This is a genomic window from Stenotrophomonas maltophilia (assembly GCF_001676385.1).
Classification (GTDB): domain Bacteria; phylum Pseudomonadota; class Gammaproteobacteria; order Xanthomonadales; family Xanthomonadaceae; genus Stenotrophomonas; species Stenotrophomonas maltophilia_J.
Genome location: NZ_LYVJ01000010.1, coordinates 31,446 through 53,899, shown reverse-complemented (window position 1 = coordinate 53,899; position 22,454 = coordinate 31,446). Strand labels below are relative to the sequence as shown.

General features: G+C 66.9%; 23 protein-coding genes. 2 read left to right on the top strand and 21 right to left on the bottom strand.

What is annotated here, in order from left to right; genetic code table 11:
- Positions 1-68: 68 nt before the first annotated feature.
- From queE to aspS, 17 genes are all read right to left on the bottom strand, one after another.
- Complete coding sequence (gene queE / locus A9K58_RS13730) at positions 69-770, bottom strand: 7-carboxy-7-deazaguanine synthase QueE (RefSeq protein WP_065199865.1); 702 nt, start codon at positions 768-770, stop codon at positions 69-71.
- 174 nt (positions 771-944) lie between these two features.
- Positions 945-1,763, bottom strand: coding sequence for a tol-pal system protein YbgF (gene ybgF, locus A9K58_RS13725; protein WP_065199864.1), 819 nt, complete (start codon positions 1,761-1,763; stop codon positions 945-947).
- Positions 1,764-1,766: 3 nt separating this feature from the next.
- Positions 1,767-2,285 (bottom strand): peptidoglycan-associated lipoprotein Pal, encoded by a 519-nt coding sequence (gene pal / locus A9K58_RS13720; protein WP_065199863.1) that lies wholly within the window; start codon positions 2,283-2,285, stop codon positions 1,767-1,769.
- A 64-nt stretch (positions 2,286-2,349) separates the two neighbouring features.
- Positions 2,350-3,669, bottom strand: a complete 1,320-nt coding sequence (gene tolB / locus A9K58_RS13715; protein WP_065199862.1) for a Tol-Pal system beta propeller repeat protein TolB — start codon at positions 3,667-3,669, stop codon at positions 2,350-2,352.
- Positions 3,670-3,912: 243 nt separating this feature from the next.
- Entirely contained in the window at positions 3,913-4,968 is a 1,056-nt protein-coding gene (gene tolA / locus A9K58_RS13710) for a cell envelope integrity protein TolA (protein WP_065199861.1), read from the bottom strand.
- On the bottom strand, positions 4,958-5,386 hold the full coding sequence (gene tolR / locus A9K58_RS13705) for a protein TolR (RefSeq protein WP_065199860.1): 429 nt from the start codon (positions 5,384-5,386) through the stop codon (positions 4,958-4,960). Before tolR ends, tolA begins: the two co-directional genes overlap by 11 nt.
- A 24-nt stretch (positions 5,387-5,410) precedes the next feature.
- Positions 5,411-6,190 carry a protein TolQ gene (tolQ, locus tag A9K58_RS13700; protein WP_065199859.1) on the bottom strand — a complete coding sequence of 260 codons (780 nt, stop codon included), beginning with the start codon at positions 6,188-6,190 and terminating at the stop codon, positions 5,411-5,413.
- Between the two features lie 10 nt (positions 6,191-6,200).
- The gene (gene ybgC, locus A9K58_RS13695; protein ID WP_065199858.1) at positions 6,201-6,632 is read right to left on the bottom strand and encodes a tol-pal system-associated acyl-CoA thioesterase; all 432 of its coding nucleotides are present in this window, start codon (positions 6,630-6,632) and stop codon (positions 6,201-6,203) included.
- The gene (gene ruvB / locus A9K58_RS13690; protein WP_065199857.1) at positions 6,622-7,662 is read right to left on the bottom strand and encodes a Holliday junction branch migration DNA helicase RuvB; all 1,041 of its coding nucleotides are present in this window, start codon (positions 7,660-7,662) and stop codon (positions 6,622-6,624) included. Before ruvB ends, ybgC begins: the two co-directional genes overlap by 11 nt.
- 136 nt (positions 7,663-7,798) lie before the next feature.
- Positions 7,799-9,718, bottom strand: a complete 1,920-nt coding sequence (locus tag A9K58_RS13685) for a potassium transporter Kup (RefSeq protein ID WP_065199856.1) — start codon at positions 9,716-9,718, stop codon at positions 7,799-7,801.
- A 52-nt stretch (positions 9,719-9,770) separates the two neighbouring features.
- Positions 9,771-10,364, bottom strand: a complete 594-nt coding sequence (gene ruvA, locus A9K58_RS13680; protein WP_065199855.1) for a Holliday junction branch migration protein RuvA — start codon at positions 10,362-10,364, stop codon at positions 9,771-9,773.
- A gap of 13 nt (positions 10,365-10,377) precedes the next feature.
- Positions 10,378-10,899 carry a crossover junction endodeoxyribonuclease RuvC gene (gene ruvC, locus A9K58_RS13675; RefSeq protein ID WP_065199854.1) on the bottom strand — a complete coding sequence of 174 codons (522 nt, stop codon included), beginning with the start codon at positions 10,897-10,899 and terminating at the stop codon, positions 10,378-10,380.
- A 105-nt stretch (positions 10,900-11,004) separates the two neighbouring features.
- Positions 11,005-11,736, bottom strand: coding sequence for a YebC/PmpR family DNA-binding transcriptional regulator (locus A9K58_RS13670; RefSeq protein WP_065199853.1), 732 nt, complete (start codon positions 11,734-11,736; stop codon positions 11,005-11,007).
- 139 nt (positions 11,737-11,875) lie between these two features.
- A complete protein-coding gene (locus A9K58_RS13665) occupies positions 11,876-12,508 on the bottom strand; it encodes an esterase/lipase family protein (protein WP_065199852.1) in 633 nt (210 codons plus the stop codon).
- A 75-nt stretch (positions 12,509-12,583) separates the two neighbouring features.
- Positions 12,584-13,105: a GNAT family N-acetyltransferase gene (locus tag A9K58_RS13660; RefSeq protein WP_065199851.1), complete on the bottom strand. Its 522-nt coding sequence runs from the start codon at positions 13,103-13,105 to the stop codon at positions 12,584-12,586.
- Positions 13,106-13,136: 31 nt separating this feature from the next.
- Positions 13,137-13,460, bottom strand: coding sequence for a DNA primase (locus A9K58_RS13655; RefSeq protein WP_065199850.1), 324 nt, complete (start codon positions 13,458-13,460; stop codon positions 13,137-13,139).
- Positions 13,461-13,476: 16 nt separating this feature from the next.
- Positions 13,477-15,228 carry an aspartate--tRNA ligase gene (aspS, locus tag A9K58_RS13650; RefSeq protein WP_065199849.1) on the bottom strand — a complete coding sequence of 584 codons (1,752 nt, stop codon included), beginning with the start codon at positions 15,226-15,228 and terminating at the stop codon, positions 13,477-13,479.
- Positions 15,229-15,387: 159 nt separating this feature from the next.
- On the opposite strand from aspS, the gene A9K58_RS13645 reads away from it, so the two are divergent.
- Positions 15,388-16,128, top strand: coding sequence for a DUF3011 domain-containing protein (locus A9K58_RS13645; protein WP_065199848.1), 741 nt, complete (start codon positions 15,388-15,390; stop codon positions 16,126-16,128).
- Positions 16,129-16,226: 98 nt separating this feature from the next.
- Here the strand turns inward: A9K58_RS13645 and A9K58_RS13640 are convergent, their stop codons facing one another.
- The 3 genes from A9K58_RS13640 to blaL2 all read right to left on the bottom strand — a co-directional run bounded on the left by A9K58_RS13640 (position 16,227) and on the right by blaL2 (position 19,135).
- A complete protein-coding gene (locus A9K58_RS13640; RefSeq protein WP_065199847.1) occupies positions 16,227-16,868 on the bottom strand; it encodes a hypothetical protein in 642 nt (213 codons plus the stop codon).
- 53 nt (positions 16,869-16,921) lie between these two features.
- Positions 16,922-18,136: a cation:proton antiporter gene (locus A9K58_RS13635; protein ID WP_065199846.1), complete on the bottom strand. Its 1,215-nt coding sequence runs from the start codon at positions 18,134-18,136 to the stop codon at positions 16,922-16,924.
- An 87-nt stretch (positions 18,137-18,223) separates the two neighbouring features.
- A complete protein-coding gene (gene blaL2, locus A9K58_RS13630) occupies positions 18,224-19,135 on the bottom strand; it encodes a L2 family extended-spectrum class A beta-lactamase (RefSeq protein ID WP_065199845.1) in 912 nt (303 codons plus the stop codon).
- Positions 19,136-19,310: 175 nt separating this feature from the next.
- On the opposite strand from blaL2, the gene ampR reads away from it, so the two are divergent.
- Positions 19,311-20,174 (top strand): LysR family transcriptional regulator AmpR, encoded by an 864-nt coding sequence (gene ampR, locus A9K58_RS13625; RefSeq protein WP_065199844.1) that lies wholly within the window; start codon positions 19,311-19,313, stop codon positions 20,172-20,174.
- 120 nt (positions 20,175-20,294) lie between these two features.
- On the opposite strand, the gene A9K58_RS13620 is transcribed toward ampR, so the two are convergent.
- The gene (locus A9K58_RS13620; protein ID WP_065199843.1) at positions 20,295-22,160 is read right to left on the bottom strand and encodes an ABC-F family ATP-binding cassette domain-containing protein; all 1,866 of its coding nucleotides are present in this window, start codon (positions 22,158-22,160) and stop codon (positions 20,295-20,297) included.
- Positions 22,161-22,454: the final 294 nt, after the last annotated feature.

The following is a 22,454-nucleotide window of genomic DNA, read 5'->3' as shown; positions in this document are numbered from 1 at the left end:
TCCGGTTGGGAGGGGAAAGCCAGCACGCTGTCCCGCGCCGGAGCTACATCAGGGAACGCGATGCCGGCTCATCGGCCCGGCTCGTCGTTCCACAGGATTTTATGCAACTGCATCTGGAAGCGCACCGGCAACCGGTCTTCAACGATCCAGTCGGCCAGCTGCCGCGCGCTGATCTCACCCTTGCTCGGCGAGAAGAACACCGTGCAGCGCTTCACCAGGCCGTGCTCGGCGACCATGGCCCTGGCCCAGTCGTAGTCCTCGCGGCTGCAGATCACGAACTTGATCTGGTCGCGGGCGGTCAGCAGCGGCAGGTTTTCAAGGCGGTTGCGGGCGGCTTCTGCCGAGCCCGGCGTCTTGATGTCAACTACGCGCGATACGCGCGGGTCGACCGCGCTGACGTCCAGCGCGCCGGAGGTCTCCAGCGAGACGTCCATGCCGGCATCGCACAGCTTCTGCAGCAGGACCAGGCAGCGCTTCTGCGCCAGCGGCTCGCCACCCGTCACGCAGACGAGGCGCACGCCCTGGGCCAGCACCTCGGCCACGATGTCGTCGATATCCCACCAGGTGCCGCCATGGAAGGCATAGGCGGTGTCGCAGTACTGGCAGCGCAGCGGGCAGCCGGTCAGGCGCACGAACACGGTCGGCCAGCCAGCGGTATCGGCTTCACCCTGCAGCGAGGTGAAGATCTCGGTGATCTTCAGGCGTGGCAGCGGCGACTGCACGATGTCGCTGGGCGTAGCGGCTGCGCTGGACGGGGTGACGGCGGTCATGGCGGGGAGTTCTTGGTGGGACACGTGGCGGGTGGGCTACCGTGGCCGGTAACGAAAGCAGCCGAGCATGGCTCGGCTCTACAACAGCAACCGGACGGGTTTGCCGGTCCGGAAACGAAAGCAGCCGAGCATGGGCTCGGCTCTACAGGCCCTATTGTACGACCGGTCAGCGGATCAGCGGATCTGCCTGCCGAGGCGGATGGACTGCAGGCGGTCCTGCGCGGTGCGCGCGGCGTCCGAGCCGGGGTATTGCGCCACAACGGTCTCCAGCGTCTGCTGGGCCTGGTCGACCTTGCCCTCGCCATACTGCGAGAGGCCGACCTTGAGCAGGCCGCCAGCGGCCTTGTCGTGGGTCGGATAGCGCGAGAGCAGCTCACGGAACTGGGTCTCGGCCATCGGGAAATTGCGGGTGGCGTAATAGCTCTCGCCCAGCCAATACAGCGCATTCGGGGCGTAGACGCCGTTCGGGTACAGCTCCAGGAAGCTCAGGAACAGCTGCGCCGAATCATCGTACCTGCCGGCCTTCAGCGCATCGAAGGCGACGTTGTAGGAGGTGCGCTCGTCGCCGGTGGCGGCCAGGCTGCCGGCATCACCATGGACCGATGGCGGCCGCTCGGAAGTGGCCGCCGCTGCCGGGGTTGCCGGGGCCGGAGCGGCCTTCGGCGCGCTCGCCGGAACGGGCGGCAGGGCCGGGGCGGCATTGCCCCCTTCCAACCGGTTCAGGCGGCTGTCCAGATCCAGGTACTGGTCCTGGGCGGACTGCTTGAGCTGGGCGTTGTCGTGCTGCAACTGCTCGATCGAGGCCTGCAGGCTGGTGACCTGCTGCCGCAGCTGGTTGATCTGGTTCAACAGGTCCTGGTTGGCACTGTTGTTGTACATCTGCTGCTCGAGCGCGCCGACGCGGTCGGCCAGGCTCTGTCGCTGTGCATGCGCCGGTGCGGCAGCCACGAGGGCTGCCGCAACGACCAGCATCAGTTTGATGCCGATGCGCATGGATTACTGCGCGGTGTAGACGATTTCGACGCGACGGTTCTGCGACCAGCAGGACTCGTTCGACTCGGTGCAGACCGGACGCTCTTCACCGTAGGACACCACGGTCAGCTGCGAAGCCGAGCCACCGTTGGCCTGCAGCGCCGAGCTGACGCCGTTGCCACGACGCTCACCCAGGGCCTGGTTGTACGCGCGCGAACCGCGCTCGTCGGTGTGACCCTGCAGGGTGATGCGCGAGGACGGACGGTCACGCAGGTACTTGGCGTGGCACGCCATGATGGCCTGGAACTCCGGCTTCACGTCTTCCTTGTCCAGGTCGAAGTAGACAACGCGCTGGCGCAGGCAGGCGTCGGTATCCAGGTCGCCCGGGCCGTACAGGCCGGAGGTCGACGGGCCGGTCGGGGCGGTGGTCGAGCTGCCGGTGTCGACCGGAGCCTGCGGCTCTTCCTTCACCTTCTTCGAGCAACCGGCCAGGACGGCCACAGACAGCAGGGAAACAAGCAGAACGCGGGTGGACTTGTTCATGGCAATACCTTTGAGGCTCCTAGGCCGATGAGGGGTTCAAGACAACGAAAATATTAACACTCTTTTAGCGCTGGGTACGGTATGGGGACCATGCCGGTTCGCGCACATCTCCGTCCGCCAGGACCAGCCGCTGGCGCACGCGCGCATCGGCCGAAACGGCATACAGCACACCACGGCCACCCTCGCGGGCGGCATACAGCACCATGCTTGCGTTGGGCGCAAAGCTCGGAGATTCATCCAGCGACCCCGGGGACAGCGTGCTCCAGCGGGCCGAACCCAGCGAACTGTCCATCATCGCGATCTTGTAGCTGTTGCCCGAGCCCTGGGCGACAACGACCTTCTTGCCATCGAAGGACACCGAGGGCTTGGCATTGTAGTTGCCCTGGAAGGTCACGCGCTCGGCACTGCCGCCGCCGGCACCGACCTTGTACACCTGCGGACGGCCGCCGCGATCGGAGGTGAAGTACACCGCGCTGCCGTCCGGGGCCCAGGTCGGCTCGGTGTCGATGGCGAAGTGGTTGGTCAGCTGGGTCAGCTGCTTGCTGCCCAGGTCCATGACGTAGATTTCCGGATTGCCCGAACGCGACAGGGTGAGGGCCAGCTTGCGGCCGTCCGGCGAGAACGCCGGGGCGCTGTTGATGCCACGGAAGCTGGTCACCAGCTCACGCGCGCCGGTGGCGATGTTCTGGATGTAGATCGCCGAGTTGCCGCGCTCGAAGCTGACGTAGGCCAGCTTGCTGCCATCCGGGCTCCAGGAGGGCGACAGCAGCGGCTCGGCCGAACGCACGATTGTCTGCGGGTTGAAGCCGTCGGAATCGGCGACCATCAACGCATAGCGCATGGCATCGCCCTTGCCGCTGGCGGTCACGTAGGCGATGCGGGTCCAGAAGGCGCCCCGGACACCGGTGATCTTTTCGTAGATGGCGTCGGCCATCTGGTGGGCGACATCGCGCATGGCGTTGCCACGAGCGGTCATTGCCAGGCCCAGCAGGCGCTCTCCCTTGGGTACGTCGAACAGTTCGTACTCGACGCGGTAGGTGCCGGCACCGGCGTCCAGCACACGGCCCACCACGATGTAGTTCTGCTTCAGCGCGCGCCAGGTGGCGAACTGGATGTCACCCCCGCGGACAGGCTTTTCGACGATCTGTGCTTCCGGGAGCGTACGGAACTGGCCCGAGCGCTCAAGGTCGGCGCGGACCACGCCGGCGACGTCGGTCTGCGGTGCGGCCGAGGCGCCCTGGTAGGGCATCGGCACGATGGTGATCGGCAGCGCGGAGGCATTGCCGCCGATGATGTCGATATCCAGCCCCCTCTGCTGCGCGATGGCAGCGAAGGGCAGCAACAGGGCCGCAAACACGGCAAGCCAGCGAGGCATCTTTTTCATGGAGCGCTCAATAGGGGGAAACCGGGACGAGGGATAGCAAAGCGGGGGTGAACCGCTTCGCAATCATGAACCAAGGGTACGTGAATTCCGGGTCAGTTCCAGCCCACCTTCTCACATACCGTTAACGTCATAGCTAACATCGCGCGCCGCCACGAAGCCCACCCTGCCTGGGAGAACCCGGGTCGGCCAGAGGCAAGCACGACAACCACCGGCGCGGGCAGCCGGGTGACCGCCCGCCCCGCCTCAGCGGTCCTGGGCGGTGAAGGTGAAGTTGAGGGTACGCGCGAATACCGATTCAAAGCCCCGGTACGGCAGCGGCTGTGCATTGAGCACGGCGGCCTCGATCGAGCGCCTGCCGGCCTCGTCGTACGGGCAGTTCGGGCTCACCTTGGCCTGCATCACCATGCCCCCGGGGATCTGGGTGATGGTGATCTGGCAACGCTGGCCGAGCGGCACCGTATCCGGGCGCACCCACTGCGACAGCACCTTGGCCTGGATCGCCGCCGCGTACTTAGCGGAAAGATCATCGCTGTTGCCACCGCCACCGGCGGCCGGCTGGGAGGCACCGCTGGCGCCGGCGGTGGCACTACCGGCGGCGTTGCGCGCCGCGGCGACCTGGCGCAGCTTCTGCTCGGCCAGCTTGGCCTCCCTCTCGGCCTGCTCGCGGCGGGCGCGGATCTCGGCGATCTTCTTCTGCCGGTCAGCCTCGGCCTTGTCGGCGGCGACGCGTTCCTGCTCGGCCTGCCTCTTCCGGGCGTCTTCTTCCTGCTGCCTTGCCAGGCGCAGCTTCTGCTCGGCTTCCTCCTGGCGCTTGCGCTCGGTGAGGTCGATCTGCTCCTGGCGGCGCTTGGCTTCCTGTTCCTGCCTGGCCTTCTCCTGGGAGATGGCCAGTGCATTCACTTCTTCCTGGTCCTTGGTATCCGGCTGCGCGATGCGCTCCTGTGCCTGTTGCTGCTGCGGCGTGGGGGCATCCTGTGGGCGTGGCTCGGGAATCGGCTGCGGCGGCGGAATGGTGTCCTCGGGCACCGGAATCGGCTCGGCGACCGGCGGCGGCAGGTCCTCCAGTTTTTCCGACTGGCGCAGGGCCTGCCGCGCGGCGGACGCCTCGGACGCGGACAGCGCCAGGCTGGCCTCCACCGACGGATCGCCGGCGGCGGCATCGGTATTGCGTTCGGGCGACCACAGCCAGGCCACGATGAAGACCAGCGCGACCAGCAGGTGCACCAGCAACGCCAGCACCAGGGGCAGGCCCCAGCCGGGTTCGCGCTGCTGCGAAGGTGGCAGGGCGTCAGCGTGCATCGGTGGCCAGGCCTACCTTGTCTACCTTGGCACGCTTGATCACATCCATCGCGGCAATGACCTTTTCATAGGCCACGGCGCGGTCGGCGGCGACGATCACGCGCACCCCCTTGTCCTGGGCGGCAATGCCGGCCAGCCGGCCCTGCAGTTCCTCGGCCGACACGGCGGTCGGTTCCTTGGCGTCGGGCAGCTTCAGGCTCAGCTGGCCATCCTGGCGCACCGAGACGATCACCGGGTCCTGCTTGCTCTCCAGCGCCTTGGCGTTGGAGGTCGGCAGGTCGACGTCGAAGCTCAGGGTAAGCAGCGGTGCCGTGACCATGAAGATGATCAGCAGCACCAGCATGACGTCGATATAGGGAACGACGTTGATTTCCGATTTCAGCTTGCGGCGCTTGCGGCGACCGATGGCAGCGGACATGGCTTGGACTCCCGGGTCAGGCGCTTACTCGTCGCCAGCGCTCTGGCGCTGCAGGATGGAGCTGAACTCCTCGGCGAAGGTCTCGAAACGCACCGACATGCGTTCCACGCGCGTGGTGAAACGGTTGTAGGCCCAGACCGCCGGGATCGCCACGAACAGGCCGATGGCGGTGGCGAACAGCGCCTCGGAGATGCCCGGTGCAACCGAGGCGATACCCGCCTGTGCACCGCTGCTGATCATGTCGTGCATGGTCACCATGATGCCGAACACGGTACCGACCAGGCCGACGTACGGGGCCGTCGAGCCGATGTTGGCCAGCAGTTCCAGGTTGCGTTCGAGCTGGTCCACTTCGCGGGTATAGGTTGTCCGCATCGCGCGTTGCGCGCCTTCCAGCTGCGCGCGGCCATCCAGCCGGCGCTTGTCGCGCAGGCGGGTGTATTCGCGGAAACCGGCTTCGAAGATGGCTTCCAGGCCGGTCACGCTGCGGCTGCGGTCGGTGGCGGCGCTGTACAGCTTGCCCAGGTCGGCCCCCGACCAGAAGCGGTTCTCGAACTCGTCAGCTTCGCGGGTGGCCTGCTTGAACACGCGCGCCTTGCGGAAAATGATCACCCAGCTGACGAACGAGCCGATCAGCAGCAGCAGCACGATGATCTTCACCGGCAGGCTGGCCTTGGCCATCAGTTCGAGGTAGTTGATGCCGCCGCCGGTGGTGGCCTGGGCAAGGGTCTGGGTCGCCGCGTTGCTGACGTCGGCCGGCAGTGCCTCGGTGACCGTGGCCTGCAGGGCCAGGAGCGTTGCGATCATCCGTTGTTCCTCAGTGTTCGGATTCGGGGTGGAGGTGGGGTTGCAGCATGGCAAGGACGGCCTCGTCCATGCCTCGCGGGCGGAAACTGGCCGCTTCCAGTGCGGCGATACGGACCTGCGCCGACAGCAGAAGCTCGCCATCGCGCAGGATCTGCTGGTCGAAGACCATGCTGGCCTTCTTCAGCTGGACCAGGCGGGCGCTCACCTGCAGGGTGTCATCCAGCCGTGCCGGCTTGATGAAGTCCATCTGCATCGAACGCACCGCGAAGACCATCCCGTACTCGGCGCGCATGCGCTCCTGGCCGTAGCCGAGCGCGCGCATCCATTCGGTCCGGGCCCGTTCCATGAAGGCCACGTAGCGGGCGTGGTAGACCACGCCACCAGCGTCGGTATCTTCCCAGTAAATGCGTGTCGGCCAACTGAATCGCGGTTCAACCGGCATCGGGAACCTCCGCGAACAGATCCTGCGGCGGATTCTTCGGCTTCAGGCCCAGGTGCCGGTACGCCTTGTGGGTTGCCATGCGGCCGCGTGCAGTACGCACCAGGAAGCCCTGCTGGATCAGATAGGGCTCCACCACGTCCTCCAGCGTGCCACGTTCCTCGGACAGCGCCGCAGCCAGCGACTCGATGCCGACCGGACCACCCTCGAAGTAGTCGACCAGGGTCTTCAACAGGCGCCGGTCAAGCTCGTCGAAGCCCTCCGGATCGACCTTCAGCATCTGCATCGCTGCCTGTGCCACGGCCTCGTCGATATGGCCACCGGCCTTGACCTGGGCGTAGTCGCGCACACGGCGCAGCAGGCGGTTGGCGATGCGCGGGGTGCCACGCGCGCGGCGGGCGATCTCCCCTGCCCCGTCGGCGGTGCAGTCGATGCCGAGGATGGCGGCCGAGCGGCGCACGATCCGGGTCAACTCCTCGACACTGTAGAACTCCAGTCGCTGGACGATGCCAAAACGGTCGCGCAGCGGTGCGGTGAGCAGGCCGGCACGGGTGGTGGCACCGATCAGGGTGAACGGTGGCAGGTCGATCTTGATCGAGCGGGCGGCGGGGCCCTCGCCGATCATGATGTCGATCTGGAAATCTTCCATCGCCGGGTACAGCACTTCCTCGACCACCGGCGACAGGCGGTGGATCTCGTCCACGAACAGCACGTCATGCGGTTGCAGGTTGGTGAGCAGCGCGGCCAGGTCGCCGGCCTTCTCGATCACCGGGCCGGAGGTCACCCGCAGGGCCACGCCCAGCTCGTTGGCGATGACGTGGCTGAGCGTGGTCTTGCCCAGGCCGGGCGGCCCGAAGATCAGCACGTGGTCGAGCGCGTCGCCACGTCCCTTGGCCGCCTGGATGTAGATCTCCATCTGCTCACGCACCGGCACCTGGCCGAGGTAATCGGCAAGGCGCCTGGGGCGGATGCTGGCGTCGGCGGCGTCATCCTCGCGGGTGGCGCCGGCGCCGATGATGCGGTCGTCGGTCATGTGCTGATTATGCGGCAAAAGCGTATGGGGTCGGATCCGTTTTCCAGAGGAAAACGGCTCTGACCCCGAACCGGAACACCGGGAACATGGGGTCAGAGCCCTTTTCCTGCGGAAAAGGGATCCGACCCCGCGCGCGTCAGATCTCGACCTGGGCCCCGAGTTCGACCAGGCGGTTGCCCGGAATCCGGAAGAAGCCGGTCGCAGGAGCGGCATTCCGGTGCATCAGCGCGAACAGCTTGTCGCGCCAGATCGGCATGCCGCGGTTGGCGGTGGCCACGATGGTCTCGCGGCTGGCGAAAAAGGTGGTGTCCATCGGGTCGAAGTAGATGCCGCCGTGGTCGCACGAGCGCATCAGTGCCAGCGGCACGTCCGGGGTCTCCATGAAGCCGAAGCGCACATAGACCCGGTAGAACTCATCCCCCACCGATTCAATCTTCAGCCGCTGCCCTTCCATCGCATAGGGGATGGGCAGAGTCTCCACGTGCAGGAATACATTGCGCTCATGCAGCACCTTGTTGTGCTTGAGGTTGTGCATCAACGCGTGCGGCGCCACGGTCGGATCGGCAGTGAGGAACACCGCAGTGCCCGGTACGCGCACCGGCGGCGCCAGCATCAGGCCCGGCAGGAACGTATCGAGGCGGATACCATCCTTGCGGATCTCGTCGCGCAGCAGCTCGCGGCCACGGCGCCAGGTACGCATCATGGTGAACAGGAAGATGCCCAGCACCACCGGGAACCACGCGCCCTGCAGCAGCTTGGCGCCGTTGGCGACGACAAAGCCGACGTCGATGATGAGGAACACCACGCACAACGGCAGGATCCAGGTCCGCGCCTTCGGCCATAGCGAGCGGGCCACCAGGGCCAGCAGCAGGGTGTCGATCAGCATCGTGGCTGATACCGAGATGCCATAGGCCACCGCCAGGTTGGACGAGCTGCGGAACGCCAGCACCAGGCCGATCACCATCACCGCGATGCCCCAGTTGATGCCCGGGATGTAGATCTGGCCGATGGTGTCATGCGAGGTGTGCTTGATGCGCATCCGCGGGATGTAGCCCAGCTGCATGGCCTGGCGCGAGACCGAGAACGCGCCGGTGATCACCGACTGCGAGGCGATCACTGCGGCCATCGTGGCCAGGATGATCATCGGGTACAGCGCCCACGATGGCACCGCTTCGAAGAACGGGTTCTTCAGCGCCTCGGGATGGTTGAGCACCAGCGCCCCCTGTCCCAGGTAGTTCAATACCAGGCACGGCAGCACGAAGAAGTACCAGGCGTGGCGGATCGGCTTGGCGCCGAAATGGCCCATGTCCGCATACAACGCCTCGCCACCGGTCACCGCCAGCACCACCGCGCCCAGGATGAAGATGCCGTGCCAGCTGTGCTCCATGAAGAAGCGGATCGCCCACCAGGGGTTGAACGCCTTCAACACCTCCGGCGCATCGACGATGTTGTAGATGCCGATCGCCGCCAGCGAGATGAACCAGACCGAGGTGATCGGGCCGAACGCCTTGCCGATCTTCTCGGTACCGAAACGCTGCGCGCCGAACACCATCAGCAGCACGACCACGGTGATCGGCACGATGAATGCATGCAGGCCGGGCGCGGCGACTTCCAGGCCCTCGACCGCGCCCAGCACCGAGATCGCCGGGGTGATCACACCGTCGCCGAAGAACAACGAGGCGCCGAAGATGCCGAGGATGCCCACCACGTAGGCCGAGCGCGATCCATGGCGCAGCGTGCGCTGGGTCAGTGCCATCAGCGCCATGATGCCGCCTTCGCCATCGTTGTCGGCACGCATGATGATCGTGACGTACTTGAGCGTGACCACGAGGTTCAGGGCCCAGAACGCCAGAGACAACACGCCCAGCACGGTGTCATGGTCGCTGTTGAGCCCGTAATGGGGCGAGAACGCCTCCTTCAGGGTATACAGCGGGCTGGTGCCGATATCGCCGAAGACCACGCCGATCGCACCGACGATCAGCGCCAGCCCACCCGCCGGGGGGGCGTGGCCGTGGCCACCAGAAGCGGCTGCGTGCGGGGTTTCACTGCTGGACATGGGACTCCTGGCAAAGCTCAGGCGGTTGAAGGAAGGAAGGCGACACGTCGGTTCAGCGCAGCGCCGACTGCAGCGCCTTGCGGATCACGGTGGCCACTTCGTCGCCCTCGGTGAAGGCATCGCGGGCCATGCGTGCGGCCTCGGTGGGCTTGTAGCCCAGCTGCTGGAGGGCCACGGTAGCATCGGACAGCGGGTCGGCCGGGGCCGGGCCGCTGCCCGTCGGCAGCGCACCGCCGGCACCGAACTGGGCCGCGCGGTCGCGCAGTTCCAGCACCATGCGCTCGGCGGTCTTCTTGCCGATGCCGGGAATGCGCGTCAGCGCGGTGATGTCACCGGCCTGGACCATGCGCGCGAACTCCTCGACGCTGACGCCGGACAGTACGGCCAGCGCGATCCTGGCGCCGACGCCGCTGACCTTCTGCACGTCCCGGAACAGCCGCCGCTCGCCCTCGCGCAGGAAGCCGTACAGCGAGACGCTGTCTTCCTTCTGCGCGTAATGGGTATACAGCGTGACTTCGCGGCCGAGTTCCGGCAGATCGTAGAAGGTGCTCATCGGCGCCTCCAGCTCGTAGCCCACTCCGTTCACGTCCACCACCAGCCACGGCGGCGCCTTGTAGGCGACGATGCCGCGCAGTCGACCGATCATTGCGTGCAGCTCCTCATTTGCGGCTCCATGCCTGGCGGGCGCTGAGCCCCAGGCGGTCGGCCGTCGCCCTTACATGGGCATGGGTGATCGCCACCGCCAACGCGTCGGCCGCGTCGGCCTGCAGCTTGGTTTTCAGGTTGAGCATGAGCCCGACCATGTGTTGGACCTGTTGTTTTTCCGCACCGCCGCGACCGACCACCGCCAGCTTGATCTCGCTGGCAGCATATTCATGCACCGGCAGGTCACGCAGCACCACCGCCGAGATCGCCGCGCCACGGGCCTGGCCCAGCTTCAGCGCCGAATCGGGGTTGCGCGCCATGAATACCTTCTCGATGGCCACTTCCTGCGGGCGGTACTCGTGGCACAGATCGGCCAGGCCCAGCACCAGCAGTTTCATGCGCTGCGGGAAGTCGTCGGCCCCCAGCAGCACCAGTGGCTGGTGGTGCACGTAGCTGACGCGGCCGGCCGCGTCGACATCGATGATGCCGATCCCGGTCCGCTGCGAACCGGGATCGATGCCGAGGATGCGGGTCATGCTCTACTCCTGGCGGGCTGGAACGGTAGGCGCTGGCAGGCGTATGGGCTCATGGCTGTCCGCGGTGACCGTTCAATGGCCCGCGCCCAGGCCGTCGAGGACGGCTCAGGCGTAGGCGTCGGCGCCGAGTTCGGCGTTGGAATACACGTCCTGCACGTCGTCCAGGTCTTCGAGCATGTCCAGCAGCTTCTTGACCTGCAGGGCGACCTCGCCTTCGACCTTGATGTCGTTGTCGGCGCGGAAGGTGATCTCGGCGTGGTCGGCGACATGCCCGGCGGCGACCATTGCGTCCTTGACTGCGTTGAACGCGTCAGGGCTGGTGACCACGTCGATCGAGCCGTCATCGGGGTAGACCACGATGTCGTCGGCGCCGGCCTCGATGGCCGCCTCGGTGATCGCTTCCTCGTCGGCCCCGGGGGCGAAGCTGAGCACGCCCAGGCGCTTGAACATGAAAGCCACCGAGCCTTCGGTGCCCATGTTGCCGCCGCACTTGCTGAATGCATGGCGGACATCGGCCACGGTGCGCACGCGGTTGTCGGTCAGGCAGTCGACGATCACGGCCACGCCACCCGGCGCATACCCTTCGTAGCGCACTTCCTCGTAATCGACGCCTTCCAGTTCGCCGGTGGCCTTCTTGATGGCGCGCTCGATCACGTCCTTGGACATGTTCACGGCCAGGCCCTTGTCCACTGCAACGCGCAGGCGCGGGTTGTTGTTGGGGTCGCCTCCACCGCCGCGCGCGGCAACGCCGATCTCGCGGATGATCTTGGTGAAAATCTTGCCGCGCTTTGCGTCTGACGCGTTCTTGCGGGCTTCGATGGAGGGGCCTCTACCCATGGGTGCTACCGTCTGGCTGCTTCAGGATCAAGGCGCGGATTCTACCTGATCAGGCGCTGCAACCGTGTCTAGGGCGGGCAGATGCCGCCGGGCCATGTCCGGGGAAGAGCGTGCGAACCAACGGTTCGCACCCACTCAATCATGCGGCGGCGGCGTCGCGGCTGTGGTCGAACTGGCCGTGGCGCAGGAAATGGGCGGTCTGCCGCGCGGCATCCAGCGATACCACCAGGCCACTGTGGCTGGTACGCACCACGCAGTGGTCGGCCAGGCCCGGCAGGCGGGTCTCGGCCAGCGCGACGGTCCCGTCCGAAGCGTTGTCGATCGCCCCCAGCAAGCTGCCCAGGCCATGCGGCACCGAACCCGCGATCAGACCGACTTCGGCCTTGCCCTGCCAGTCCGGCAGGCCGTCAAGCAGCAGTTCGCTGCTGCGGCCCAATGCCAGCCCCCACCCATGCTCGGACAGCGAACGCGCGGTGCCACTGCCGCGCAGGGGCGACCCCAGGCAGACCACGCGCTGCACCGGCAATTGCGGATCACGGCGCAGCGCTTCCAGCGCCAACAGCCCGCCCAGGCTGTGGCCGACCAGCGACAACGGGCCCGCCCCGGCCAATCGCTCGAGCAACTGCGGCACGGCCACATCGGGACCACCAAACACCGAGGAATAGCCGAACGTATGGACCTGGAACCCGCGTGCGCGCAGGCGCCAGGCCAGCGGCCCGACCCATGCGCGGGCGTTCCAGATGCCATGCAGCAACAGTACGGGGGGAGTCATGCGGACAGCCTGGCGCTCAGCGGGGCAGGAACCTGGGTAGAGTGGACACCGGCATGCGGCAAGCGATGGTGAACATCAGGATGCGCGCGGGGCACGACGCAGGATGAACTCAAGATCGCGGGTACCACCCACCGGGAACAGATACTCGCCAACCTTCTCGAAGCCATAGCGGGCGTAGAAGCGCTGGGCGCCGAAATTTTCCGACCATACGCCCAGCCACAACGTGCGCGGGCCGTCGCGCTCCAGCCACGCCAGCGCGGTTTCCAGCAGGCGGCTGCCCCAGCCGCAGTTCTGCTGCGACTTGACCAGGTACAGGCGCTTGAGTTCGCCGTCGCCGGGTTTCACGTCCGGGTGCGGCAGCCCACAGGGGCCTGCAGCGGCGTGCCCGACCGCCTCCCCGTCCAGTTCCAGCAGCCACACCGCGTAATCCGGGTGATCCAGGATCACGCGCTGGCGCTCGACCGAATAGGCTTCATCCAGGAAGGCCTGCAGGTCCTGCGGCGGGTACAGATGGCCGAAGGTTTCGGTGAACGTGCGGGCGGCCAGCGCCGACAGGGTCGGCGCGTCGTCCACGGTGGCGCGGCGGATCGAATACATGCAGGAAGTTGACGTCAGCGCGAAGGGCGGGTCAAGCCTTTCCAGGCGTTTCCGCGTCTTCGTCTTCGTCGTCTTCTTCCTCGTCTTCCTCTTCGTCCTCGTCCTCTTCTTCCTCGCCTTCCTCGTCCTCGTCGTACTCTTCCTCTTCGTCGTCCTCGTAATCCTCGACGCCGAAGTCTTCACCGTCCCAGCGGCCTTCGCCGTCGGCGACGAAGGTCAGGGCCATCGCCGCCGGGTTGGTACCGACGCGGACCAGCCATCCCCCGAACACGCGCGCACGCTCGGTGACCAGGTTGGCGTCGGAACCTTCATTGCCCAGCTTTTCCCACTCCAGCGAAAACGCAAACTCGGTCATTGCCTGGATCTCCTGATCAGTTGGTCTTGGGGCGAACCTGGATATGCACTTCGGCCAGCTGCGCATCGACGATCGGCGACGGCGCGTCGGTCATCAGATCCTGCGCGCCGGTGGTCTTCGGGAACGGGATGACGTCGCGGATCGACTCGGTGCCGGCCATCAATGCGGCAATGCGGTCGATGCCGAAGGCGATGCCACCGTGCGGCGGCGCGCCGTAGTTCAGCGCGTCGAGCAGGAAACCGAACTTGGCGCGGGCCTCCTCGGCACCGATGCCGAGCAGCTCGAACACCGCGCTCTGCATGTCCGGGCGGTGGATACGGATCGAACCACCACCGATCTCGTTGCCATTGAGCACCATGTCATAGCCGCGCGACACCGCAGTGCGGGCGTTGGCACGCAGATCGGCGATGTCGTCCACCGCCGGGGCGGTGAAGGGATGATGCAGGGCGACATAACGCTGTTCCTCCTCATCCCACTCGAACATCGGGAAGTCGGTGACCCACAGCGGGCGCCAGCCGTCGGCCACCAGGCCGAAGTCCTTGCCGGCCTTCAGCCGCAGTGCACCCATGAAGTCGGAGACCTTGTTATAGGCACCGGCACCGAAGAACACGATGTCGCCGTTGCCGGCACCGACATGGGCAACCAGCGCAGCGAAGGAGGTTTCACTGAAGAACTTCTGGATCGGCGAGCTGACCTCGCCGTTGTCGGCGATCTTGATGTACGCCAGGCCCTTGGCGCCGTACTTGGCGGCATGCGCGGCGTATTCGTCGATCTGCTTGCGGCTCAGCACCGCGCCGCCCGGGATGCGCAGCGCGGCCACGCGGCCTTCGGCATCGTTGGCCGGGCCGGTGAACACCGGGAACTCGCTGTCCTTGACCAGTTCAGCCACGTCGACCAGTTCCAGCGCGATGCGCAGGTCCGGCTTGTCCGAACCGTAGCGGCGCATCGCCTCGGCCCAGGTCATTCGCGGGAAGCTCGCGTCCAGTTCAACGTCGACCACTTCCTTGAAGATGGCGCGGATCATGTCCTCGACGAAATCCTGCACATCGCGTTCGCGGACGAAGGCGAACTCCATGTCCAGCTGGGTAAACTCGAGCTGGCGGTCTGCGCGCAGCGCTTCGTCGCGGAAACAGCGCGCGATCTGGTAGTAGCGGTCGAAGCCGGCCACCATCAGGATCTGCTTGAACAGCTGCGGGCTCTGCGGCAGGGCGTAGAACTCCCCCGGATGCATGCGCGCCGGCACCAGGAAGTCACGCGCGCCTTCCGGCGTCGCCTTGGTCAGGATCGGCGTTTCGATGTCCTGGAAGCCGCGCGCATCCAGGTGCCGGCGCAACGCCTGCACCAGCTTGATGCGGGTGCGCTGCATGCGCTGCATTTCCGGACGGCGCAGGTCCAGGTAGCGGTACTTCAGGCGAGTGTCCTCGCCCGGATTCTCGTGGGCATGGAACGGCAGGGGAGCGGCCTTGTTCAGCACGGTGATGGCGGTGGCGATCACTTCCACCTTGCCGGTGCGCATCCTGTCATTCACCGCGTGGCGGGCACGCACGACGCCTTCAACCTGCAACACGTCCTCGTAGCCCAGCGAGGCAGCCACGGCGAACACTTCGGCGTTGTCGACCTCCACCGTCACCTGCACGATGCCTTCATGATCGCGGAGATCGATGAAGCAGACGCCGCCCTGGTTACGGGCCACGTCGGTCCAGCCGGCGAGGGTGACAGTCTGGCCAATCAGGGTCTCGTCGACCAGGCCGCAGAAGTGGGTACGCATTGGGGGGAAGCTCCGCTGGAGAACGCCGGCACCGGACCGGGGCCGGAAAGCCTCGTATTCTGCGGCCGAGGCCCCGGCCGGGGCAAATCCGGGCAGTCACACCGGCTTGATCCCCCCACTCCCTATAGTCGGGCACCTGCCATCGTATGGGATGCCGCCATGAAACCGCTGTCCCTGGCCCACCTGGCCGTGAGCCTGATCCTGGGCGCGTCGGGCACCCTTGCCCTGCCCGCGCCCGCCGCCTACGCGCAGAACGGGGTGATCCGCTGCGAAAGCCAGAACAATCGCGAGCGGATCTGCAACACCGGCTGGCGCGATGCGCAGCTGATCCGCCAGCTGTCCGGCAGCCCGTGCGAGGAGGGGCGCTCCTGGGGCAGCCGCAACGGCAGCATCTGGGTCAGCAACGGATGCCGGGCCGAATTTGCCGAGTCCCGCGGCGGCTGGGGCGGCGGCAACGGCGGCGGCTGGGGCGGCAACGATGGCCGTCCGGGCCAGACGATACGCTGCGAGAGCCAGAACAACCGCGAGCGCAGCTGCCCGGTCGGCTGGCGCAATGCCCGACTGGTCCGCCAGCTGTCCGGCAGCCCCTGCCAGGAAGGCCGTACCTGGGGCGTGCGCGGTGGCGCGATCTGGGTCAGCAACGGTTGCCGGGCCGAGTTCACCGAAGCCCGTGGCTGGGGCGGCGGCGGCGGCTGGGGCGGGGGCAACAGCAATTACTCGGTCACCTGCAGCAGCAACAACAACCGTATGCAGAACTGCGACTGGGATCCGCGCCAGGGCCGGCCGGTGCTGCAGCAGCAGCTGTCCGGCAGCGCCTGCCAGGAAGGCCGCAGCTGGGGCTATTCGCGTGGCCAGCTCTGGGTCAGCAACGGTTGCCGCGCGCGCTTCGGCACGCGTTGAGGGCTGCGGCTGATCCTGGCCGAGGGCCAGGGCCCTGACCCCTGGATTCGCGCAGTGCCAGGGTCAGAGCCTTCCACAGGAGGAATCCGGCCCCGGAATCAGCGCGCCTGTGCCCTGTCGTCGCCCCAGGGCGGCGGTGGCAGATCCACCGGCCTGCGCAGATCGAACCGCACGCGGAAGCGGCGGCCGTCCGGGCGCGTCAACTCGTAGACAAACGTCTGGTCCGGGTCGATCTCCATCGCCCAGGTATTGAAGGTCGAGGCCAGCATGCCGGCGCGCCGGAACATCGCCACCGACTCGGCGTCGGCCGGGAACTGCTGGCGCGCGGCGTTCCCGGGCGGCGTGCTGTCGCCACCGTAGAGGGTGATCGCGTCGGGCGTGCCGTCGGCATGGCGATGATCGTGCTTCAGGCGGAGGCCGTTTTCGGTGCGGCTGATGATCCAGGTCCGCGAATGGTCCTCGCCAACATGGAACGGGATCCGCAGTTCGTGCGCGGGATCGGCGCAGCCACGCACATGCATGACCAGGCGCTGCCCGGCAAACGGATCATTGCCGGTGGGTGCTGGCGCGTCCTCCACTACCTTGCCGGCATAGGCGTGGCCACAATGTGCGGCGATGGCGGCCATGAAGGCATCGGCCGGTGCGGTCGCCAGATCGTGGGCGACCGTATCGGCGCGCTGCGTGCATGCCGCAAGGCTGAGCAGGAGGGCGGGAGCGGTAACAACAGCAGGCAGTTTCATGCCCCAACCCTAACGGCCATGAGCGATGGGCGCAAACCGCACCCGGCGCGCACTCAACGTTCAGCGGCCTGCGCGTCCGGTTGCGTTCCTGGCGCCACCAACGGGCTGGCAGCGCCCTCGCCCGCCGGTTCCTGTTCGACCGGGTCGACGTCGAACGGGGTACGGAACACCAGCGACGGCAGCAGCGTCGTCAGCGCCGCGTACAGCAGCAGCGCACCGAACAGCACCGCCGGAATCTGGAAGCGCTCACGCATGATCGCCGCCAGCACCAGGGTGAAGATCAGCGTGGGTGCCAGCGCCAACGAAACGCGCAGGCTGCTGCGGAAGCTCTCGCCGAACATCACCCGGCGCTGCAGCCAAACCACGCCGATGCGCAGCGGCAGCACCACCAGGGTGATCACGATGCCCAGCCCCAGCGCCTCGAAACTCAATGCTTCGCTGGGCACCTTGGTGCCGGCATTGAAGAAATAGAACGGCACGAAGAACGAGGCGAACAGGCGCAGCGCATGCAGGTTTTCGTGCGAGGCCAGCAATGGCATGCGCTGGTGCAACAGGCGCGCGACCAGCCCGGCGATGAACGCGCCGACCAGGTAGTACACGCCCAGCGCGTAAGTGATGTAGGCGGCCACCATGCCGACCATCACCAGCAGGGAAAACTCCGAGCCGGGTGCATGCGGCGCCACCCAGCGGCCAAGCGCGATGAACAACAGCGGCAGCCCGACCATCATCGCCAGCAGAGCCAGGCTGGACAGTGCCATGTGGCCCGGATCGCCGGCCTGCAGCACGATGAACAACGCCGCCAGCGCCAGCAGTTCGCCGGCGATGGCCTTGCTCGTCACCCAGAACCGTTCATCCTCGCTCAGGCCCAGCCGCGACAGCGAATCCATGATGAAGCCGGTGGAGGGTGTCAGCAGCGCCAACGCCAGCAGGCCAGCGGCCTGCCATGGCAATTGCGCATACCGCCAGGCCAGCCAGCCCACGCCGAACAGCGTGCCCGTACGGATCACCAGATGCGCCAGCAGCGGCCACATGCCACGACGCAGGGCCTGCAGGTCCACCTCCAGGCCGGCAAACAGGAACAGCGAAGAAATCCCCAGCGTGGCCAGCAGGCCGATCACCGCATCATGGGCCTGGTCGCCGAGCCAGAGCATGCCGATGATGCCGAACAGCAGGCAGGTCAAGGGTGCGGGCAGGCTGAACCGCTGCAGCGCGCGCGGAATCACCAGCAGCGCGAAGATCAGCAGCAGGTAGATCAGTTCATGGCTCATGCGGGGGACTTCCCTGTGGTGCGAACGCGCGCAGGATGCGCGCACCCGGCCGATCGGGCAAGCCATGCCCCCGCATGCCCGCAGCGGTCATCCGATCAGCCGATCGGCGATCCGTCCCACCTGGGCCAGCACGCGGGCGCGCTGTTCGTTGCTGATCGCCCCCGCCTGCAGATAGGCGGTAAGCACCCAGGGCGCGCCCCCGGCCAGCGGCCACAACACGGCAACATCATTGCGCGCGTCCTCGCCATTGCTGCCAGTCTTGTCGCCCACCCGCCAGCGCTTGCCCAGGCCTGCACGCAGGCAGGCGTCACCGGTTTCATTGTCGATCAGCCAGTCGGCCAACTGCTGCCGCGAGGCCGGTTGCAGAACGTCGCCCAGCACCACCCGCTGCAACGTCGCGGCCATCGCCGCCGGAGTGGTGGTGTCGCGTGGATCGCCCTTGGCGAAGCTGTTCAGTTCCGGCTCCAGCCGGTCACTGCGGCTGACGGCATCGCCGCTGGCGCGCAGGAAGGCGGTCACCGCGGGCGGACCGCCAACGACGCCGAACAGCAGATTGGCGGCGGTGTTGTCGCTGGTGATGATCGTGGCCCGGCACAGGTCGCGCACGGTCATGTCCTTGCCGGCGTGGCGGCGGGTGACCGGTGCGTGCGAGAGCAGGTCGGCCCCGCGCACCGGCACGCGCCGGTCAAGCAGCGCAAGGGCTCGCTCGGCCTGGCTGAGTACGGTCGCCGCCAGCATGCTCTTGAAGGTGCTGCACATCGGGAAACGCTCGTCCTGGCGATGGCCGACGCGGCGGCCGCTGGCGGTGTCCAGCAGGGTCACGCCGAGGCGGCCGGCGCAGGCGCTTTCCAGTGCGGCGAAATCGGTGGCAGCGGTGATGGCAGCCTCGGTCGGCACGCCCGCGCTGGCCTTGCCTGCCGCACGTGCCAGCAACGGCAGGGCAAGCGAAGAAGCAACGGCGGCACCACTGAACTGCAGGAATCGGCGACGGGCGAGCATTACGGGTTCTCCTGGGGACCGCTCGATTATTGAGGCCGCCCCAGCAAGCGACCAGCACAAAAAATCAACCAAAGACATTAAATAAATTCATGCCTGTCGCATCCAACCCCTTCAACTTCCGGAACCTGCGATCGAGGAGTTAGGATCAGCCATCATTCCACCTCACGACTGTGCGATGCTGCACCCTACCCTGCCCCTGAACGCGCTGCGCGCCTTCGAGGCCGCGGCCCGCCACCAGAACTTCACCCGTGCCGCGCTGGAGCTGTGCGTCAGCCAGGCCGCGCTGAGCCATCAGATTCGTGGGCTGGAGGACCGGCTCGGCATCCGCCTGTTCCATCGGTTGCCGCGCGGCGTGGCGCTCACCGACGAAGGCGCGGCGCTGTATCCGGTGCTCAACGAATCGTTCGAGCGCATCTCGGCCAGCATCGCGCGCTACACCGGCGGACCGGCGCGCGAAGTACTGACCCTGGGCGTGGTCGGTACCTTCGCCACCGGTTGGCTGCTGCCGCGGCTGGCGGCGTTCGAGGCCGCGCATCCGGATATCGAGCTGCGCCTGCAGACCCACAACAACCGCATCGACCTGGCCGGCGAGGGCCTCGACCTGGCGATCCGCTTCGGCGACGGCGATTGGCAGGGCCAGGCCTGTACCGCGATCCTCGACGCGCCGTTCGCGCCATTGTGCGCGCCGGCACTGGCGCGGCGGGTGAAGCAGCCACGCGACCTTGGCACGCTGACGCTGCTACGCTCCTATCGCAGCGACGAATGGCCGCGCTGGCTGCAGGCCGCTGGCGTCAGTGGCGTGGAAGCACGCGGGCCGGTGTTCGATTCATCGTTGACGCTGGCGATGGCCGCCGCGGGCGGAGCCGGCGTCGCGTTGCTGCCGTTGCGCATGTTCGAGCAGGAATTGGCCGAGGGCCGGTTGGTGCAACCCTTCAGCACCACGCTGGAGCTGGGCCGCTACTGGCTGACGCGGTTGCGTTCGCGTGCTGAGCGCGAGCCGGCAAAGCGGTTCCGCGAGTGGTTGCAGGGGCAAGGGTGATGTAGAGCCGAGCCCACGCTCGGCTGCTTCGTGTCCAATGCCGCGCTGCGCGCGAAGCCGAACATGGCCCGGCTCTACCCAAAGGCCTGCCGGCCGGCGGCCGGCGGCCGGCACTACCGGTTACGACTCCAGCAGTTCCATCCACGCAGCTTCGGCTTTTTCCAGCTGGGCGGCCGCGGTTTCGCGGTCACGACCGAGCACGGCCATGCGGGTGGCATCGGCGTAGTTGGCCGGGTCCGCCAGCTGTCGGTCCAGCTCGGCCAGCGCGCTTTCCAGCTCGGCCACTCGGGCCTCAGCGGCAGCCAGCTTGTGCGGATTCACCGGCTTCTTCTGCACCACCTGGGCCACCGGTGCGGTCTTGACCTGTACCGGTTCCTGCACCTGCTCCATGCGCGCCTTGGTACCCTGCGCCTGCGGGCGCGTGCGCAGCCAGGCCGCATAGGCATCAAGGTCACCGTCGAACGGCTCGACCACGCCATCAGCCACGCGCCAGAAGGTATCGCAGACCAGGCCGATCAGATGGCGGTCATGCGAGACCATCACGATCGCGCCATCGAAGTCGCTCAGCGCTTCGGCCAAGGCCTCGCGCATTTCAAGGTCGAGGTGGTTGGTCGGTTCGTCCAGCAGCAGCACGTTCGGCTGCTGCCAGGCGATCAACGCCAGCGCCAGCCGCGCACGCTCGCCGCCGGAAAAGCCGTCGACGACTTCGAACGCACGGTCACCGGGGAAATTCCACTTGCCGAGGAAATCGCGGAACGACTGGTTGGTCGCCTCCTTGTCAATCTCGCGCAGGTGGTCCATCGGCGACTGGCCTTCATGCAACGACTCCACCGTGTGCTGGGCGAAGTAACCAATGCGCAGGTCGGGGTGGGCCATGCGTTCGCCGGCAATGGGCTTCAGCTCGCCCACCAGGGTCTTCACCAGGGTCGTCTTGCCGGCGCCGTTGGGCCCGAGGAGACCGATGCGCTGGCCCGCCTCCAGGCCGAAGCCGACGTTGTGCAGGATTACCGCGTCATTGCCATAGCCAGCCTCGACGTGGTTCAGGCGGATCAGCGAGAACGGCAGCTTGGCCGGTGGCGCCAGTTCAATGCGGAATTCGCGTTCGGCACGCACCGCTTCGGTACCCGCCAGCTTCTCCAGGCGCTTCATGCGGCTCTGCGCCTGCGCGGCCTTGGAGGCCTTGGCCTTGAAGCGGTCGATGAAGCTCTGCAGGTGCGCGCGCTCGGCCTGTTCCTTGTCGTGCGCGATCTGCTGCTGGCGCAGGTGCTCGGCACGCTGGCGCTCGAAGTCGGTGTAGCCGCCGGTATACAGCTTGGCGCCACCGCCATGCAGGTGCAGCGTGTGCGTGGCCACGTTGTCGAGGAACTCACGGTCGTGCGAGATCAGCAGCAACGTACCGGGGTACTTCAGCAGCCACTGTTCCAGCCAGTACACCGCGTCCAGGTCGAGGTGATTGGTAGGCTCGTCGAGCAGCAGCAGGTCGCTGGGCATCATCAGTGCGCGCGCCAGGTTCAGGCGCACGCGCCAGCCGCCGGAGAACGACGACACCGCACGATGGTGGGTTTCGGCCGGGAAACCGAGGCCATGCAGCAGCTTGCCCGCGCGGGCTTCGGCATCGTAGGCGCCCATCTCGGCCATCTTCGTGTGGGCGTTGGCGACCGCTTCCCAGTCTTCACGTGCGGTCGCCTCGGCCTCCTCCGCCAGGACCGCGGCCACGGCGGTATCGCCGCCCAGCACGAAGCTCAACGCCGGGTCGGGCAGCGACGGCGTCTCCTGCGCCACGCTGGCGATGCGCACCTTGCCAGGCAGGTCGACGTCGCCCTTGTCGGCCTCCAGTTCGCCCTTCACGGCCGCGAACAGGCTGGACTTGCCGGCACCGTTGCGGCCGACGACGCCCACCCGGTAACCGGCGTGCAGGGTCAGGTCGACATTGGACAACAGCAGCCGCTCGCCGCGGCGGAGGGCGAAATTACGAAGCGAAATCATCGGGGAGGGAGTCCATATAACCGGATGGAATGTGCTGGTGAGCACTGTTCCTGCGACCTAATTCTAGCGTTAACGAATACTTGACGGGCCCCGGGATGCGCGACGGTCGGCGTTCCTCTCTCCCACGTCCTCAGCACGCGCCTCCCGGGTCTCCCTCCCGCCAGTGCCGACCTCCGCTAAATGGTTGCTTCTGCAACGTTTTTTCGATGAGCGGCATTTGACAGGCGCTGAATATCCCGTTAATTGCTGTATTGCGCACCGCAACAACCGTCGTCCGCCTCACGCCCGTGATGT

What these genes read in the sequence shown, in the direction of transcription:
- queE (WP_065199865.1), bottom strand. Translation starts at nt 770, where the DNA reads ATGACCGCCGTCACCCCGTCCAGCGCAGCCGCTACGCCCAGCGACATC.
- ybgF (WP_065199864.1), bottom strand. Translation starts at nt 1,763, where the DNA reads ATGCGCATCGGCATCAAACTGATGCTGGTCGTTGCGGCAGCCCTCGTG.
- pal (WP_065199863.1), bottom strand. Translation starts at nt 2,285, where the DNA reads ATGAACAAGTCCACCCGCGTTCTGCTTGTTTCCCTGCTGTCTGTGGCC.
- tolB (WP_065199862.1), bottom strand. Translation starts at nt 3,669, where the DNA reads ATGAAAAAGATGCCTCGCTGGCTTGCCGTGTTTGCGGCCCTGTTGCTG.
- tolA (WP_065199861.1), bottom strand. Translation starts at nt 4,968, where the DNA reads ATGCACGCTGACGCCCTGCCACCTTCGCAGCAGCGCGAACCCGGCTGG.
- tolR (WP_065199860.1), bottom strand. Translation starts at nt 5,386, where the DNA reads ATGTCCGCTGCCATCGGTCGCCGCAAGCGCCGCAAGCTGAAATCGGAA.
- tolQ (WP_065199859.1), bottom strand. Translation starts at nt 6,190, where the DNA reads ATGATCGCAACGCTCCTGGCCCTGCAGGCCACGGTCACCGAGGCACTG.
- ybgC (WP_065199858.1), bottom strand. Translation starts at nt 6,632, where the DNA reads ATGCCGGTTGAACCGCGATTCAGTTGGCCGACACGCATTTACTGGGAA.
- ruvB (WP_065199857.1), bottom strand. Translation starts at nt 7,662, where the DNA reads ATGACCGACGACCGCATCATCGGCGCCGGCGCCACCCGCGAGGATGAC.
- A9K58_RS13685 (WP_065199856.1), bottom strand. Translation starts at nt 9,718, where the DNA reads ATGTCCAGCAGTGAAACCCCGCACGCAGCCGCTTCTGGTGGCCACGGC.
- ruvA (WP_065199855.1), bottom strand. Translation starts at nt 10,364, where the DNA reads ATGATCGGTCGACTGCGCGGCATCGTCGCCTACAAGGCGCCGCCGTGG.
- ruvC (WP_065199854.1), bottom strand. Translation starts at nt 10,899, where the DNA reads ATGACCCGCATCCTCGGCATCGATCCCGGTTCGCAGCGGACCGGGATC.
- A9K58_RS13670 (WP_065199853.1), bottom strand. Translation starts at nt 11,736, where the DNA reads ATGGGTAGAGGCCCCTCCATCGAAGCCCGCAAGAACGCGTCAGACGCA.
- A9K58_RS13665 (WP_065199852.1), bottom strand. Translation starts at nt 12,508, where the DNA reads ATGACTCCCCCCGTACTGTTGCTGCATGGCATCTGGAACGCCCGCGCA.
- A9K58_RS13660 (WP_065199851.1), bottom strand. Translation starts at nt 13,105, where the DNA reads ATGTATTCGATCCGCCGCGCCACCGTGGACGACGCGCCGACCCTGTCG.
- A9K58_RS13655 (WP_065199850.1), bottom strand. Translation starts at nt 13,460, where the DNA reads ATGACCGAGTTTGCGTTTTCGCTGGAGTGGGAAAAGCTGGGCAATGAA.
- aspS (WP_065199849.1), bottom strand. Translation starts at nt 15,228, where the DNA reads ATGCGTACCCACTTCTGCGGCCTGGTCGACGAGACCCTGATTGGCCAG.
- A9K58_RS13645 (WP_065199848.1), top strand. Translation starts at nt 15,388, where the DNA reads ATGAAACCGCTGTCCCTGGCCCACCTGGCCGTGAGCCTGATCCTGGGC.
- A9K58_RS13640 (WP_065199847.1), bottom strand. Translation starts at nt 16,868, where the DNA reads ATGAAACTGCCTGCTGTTGTTACCGCTCCCGCCCTCCTGCTCAGCCTT.
- A9K58_RS13635 (WP_065199846.1), bottom strand. Translation starts at nt 18,136, where the DNA reads ATGAGCCATGAACTGATCTACCTGCTGCTGATCTTCGCGCTGCTGGTG.
- blaL2 (WP_065199845.1), bottom strand. Translation starts at nt 19,135, where the DNA reads ATGCTCGCCCGTCGCCGATTCCTGCAGTTCAGTGGTGCCGCCGTTGCT.
- ampR (WP_065199844.1), top strand. Translation starts at nt 19,311, where the DNA reads ATGCTGCACCCTACCCTGCCCCTGAACGCGCTGCGCGCCTTCGAGGCC.
- A9K58_RS13620 (WP_065199843.1), bottom strand. Translation starts at nt 22,160, where the DNA reads ATGATTTCGCTTCGTAATTTCGCCCTCCGCCGCGGCGAGCGGCTGCTG.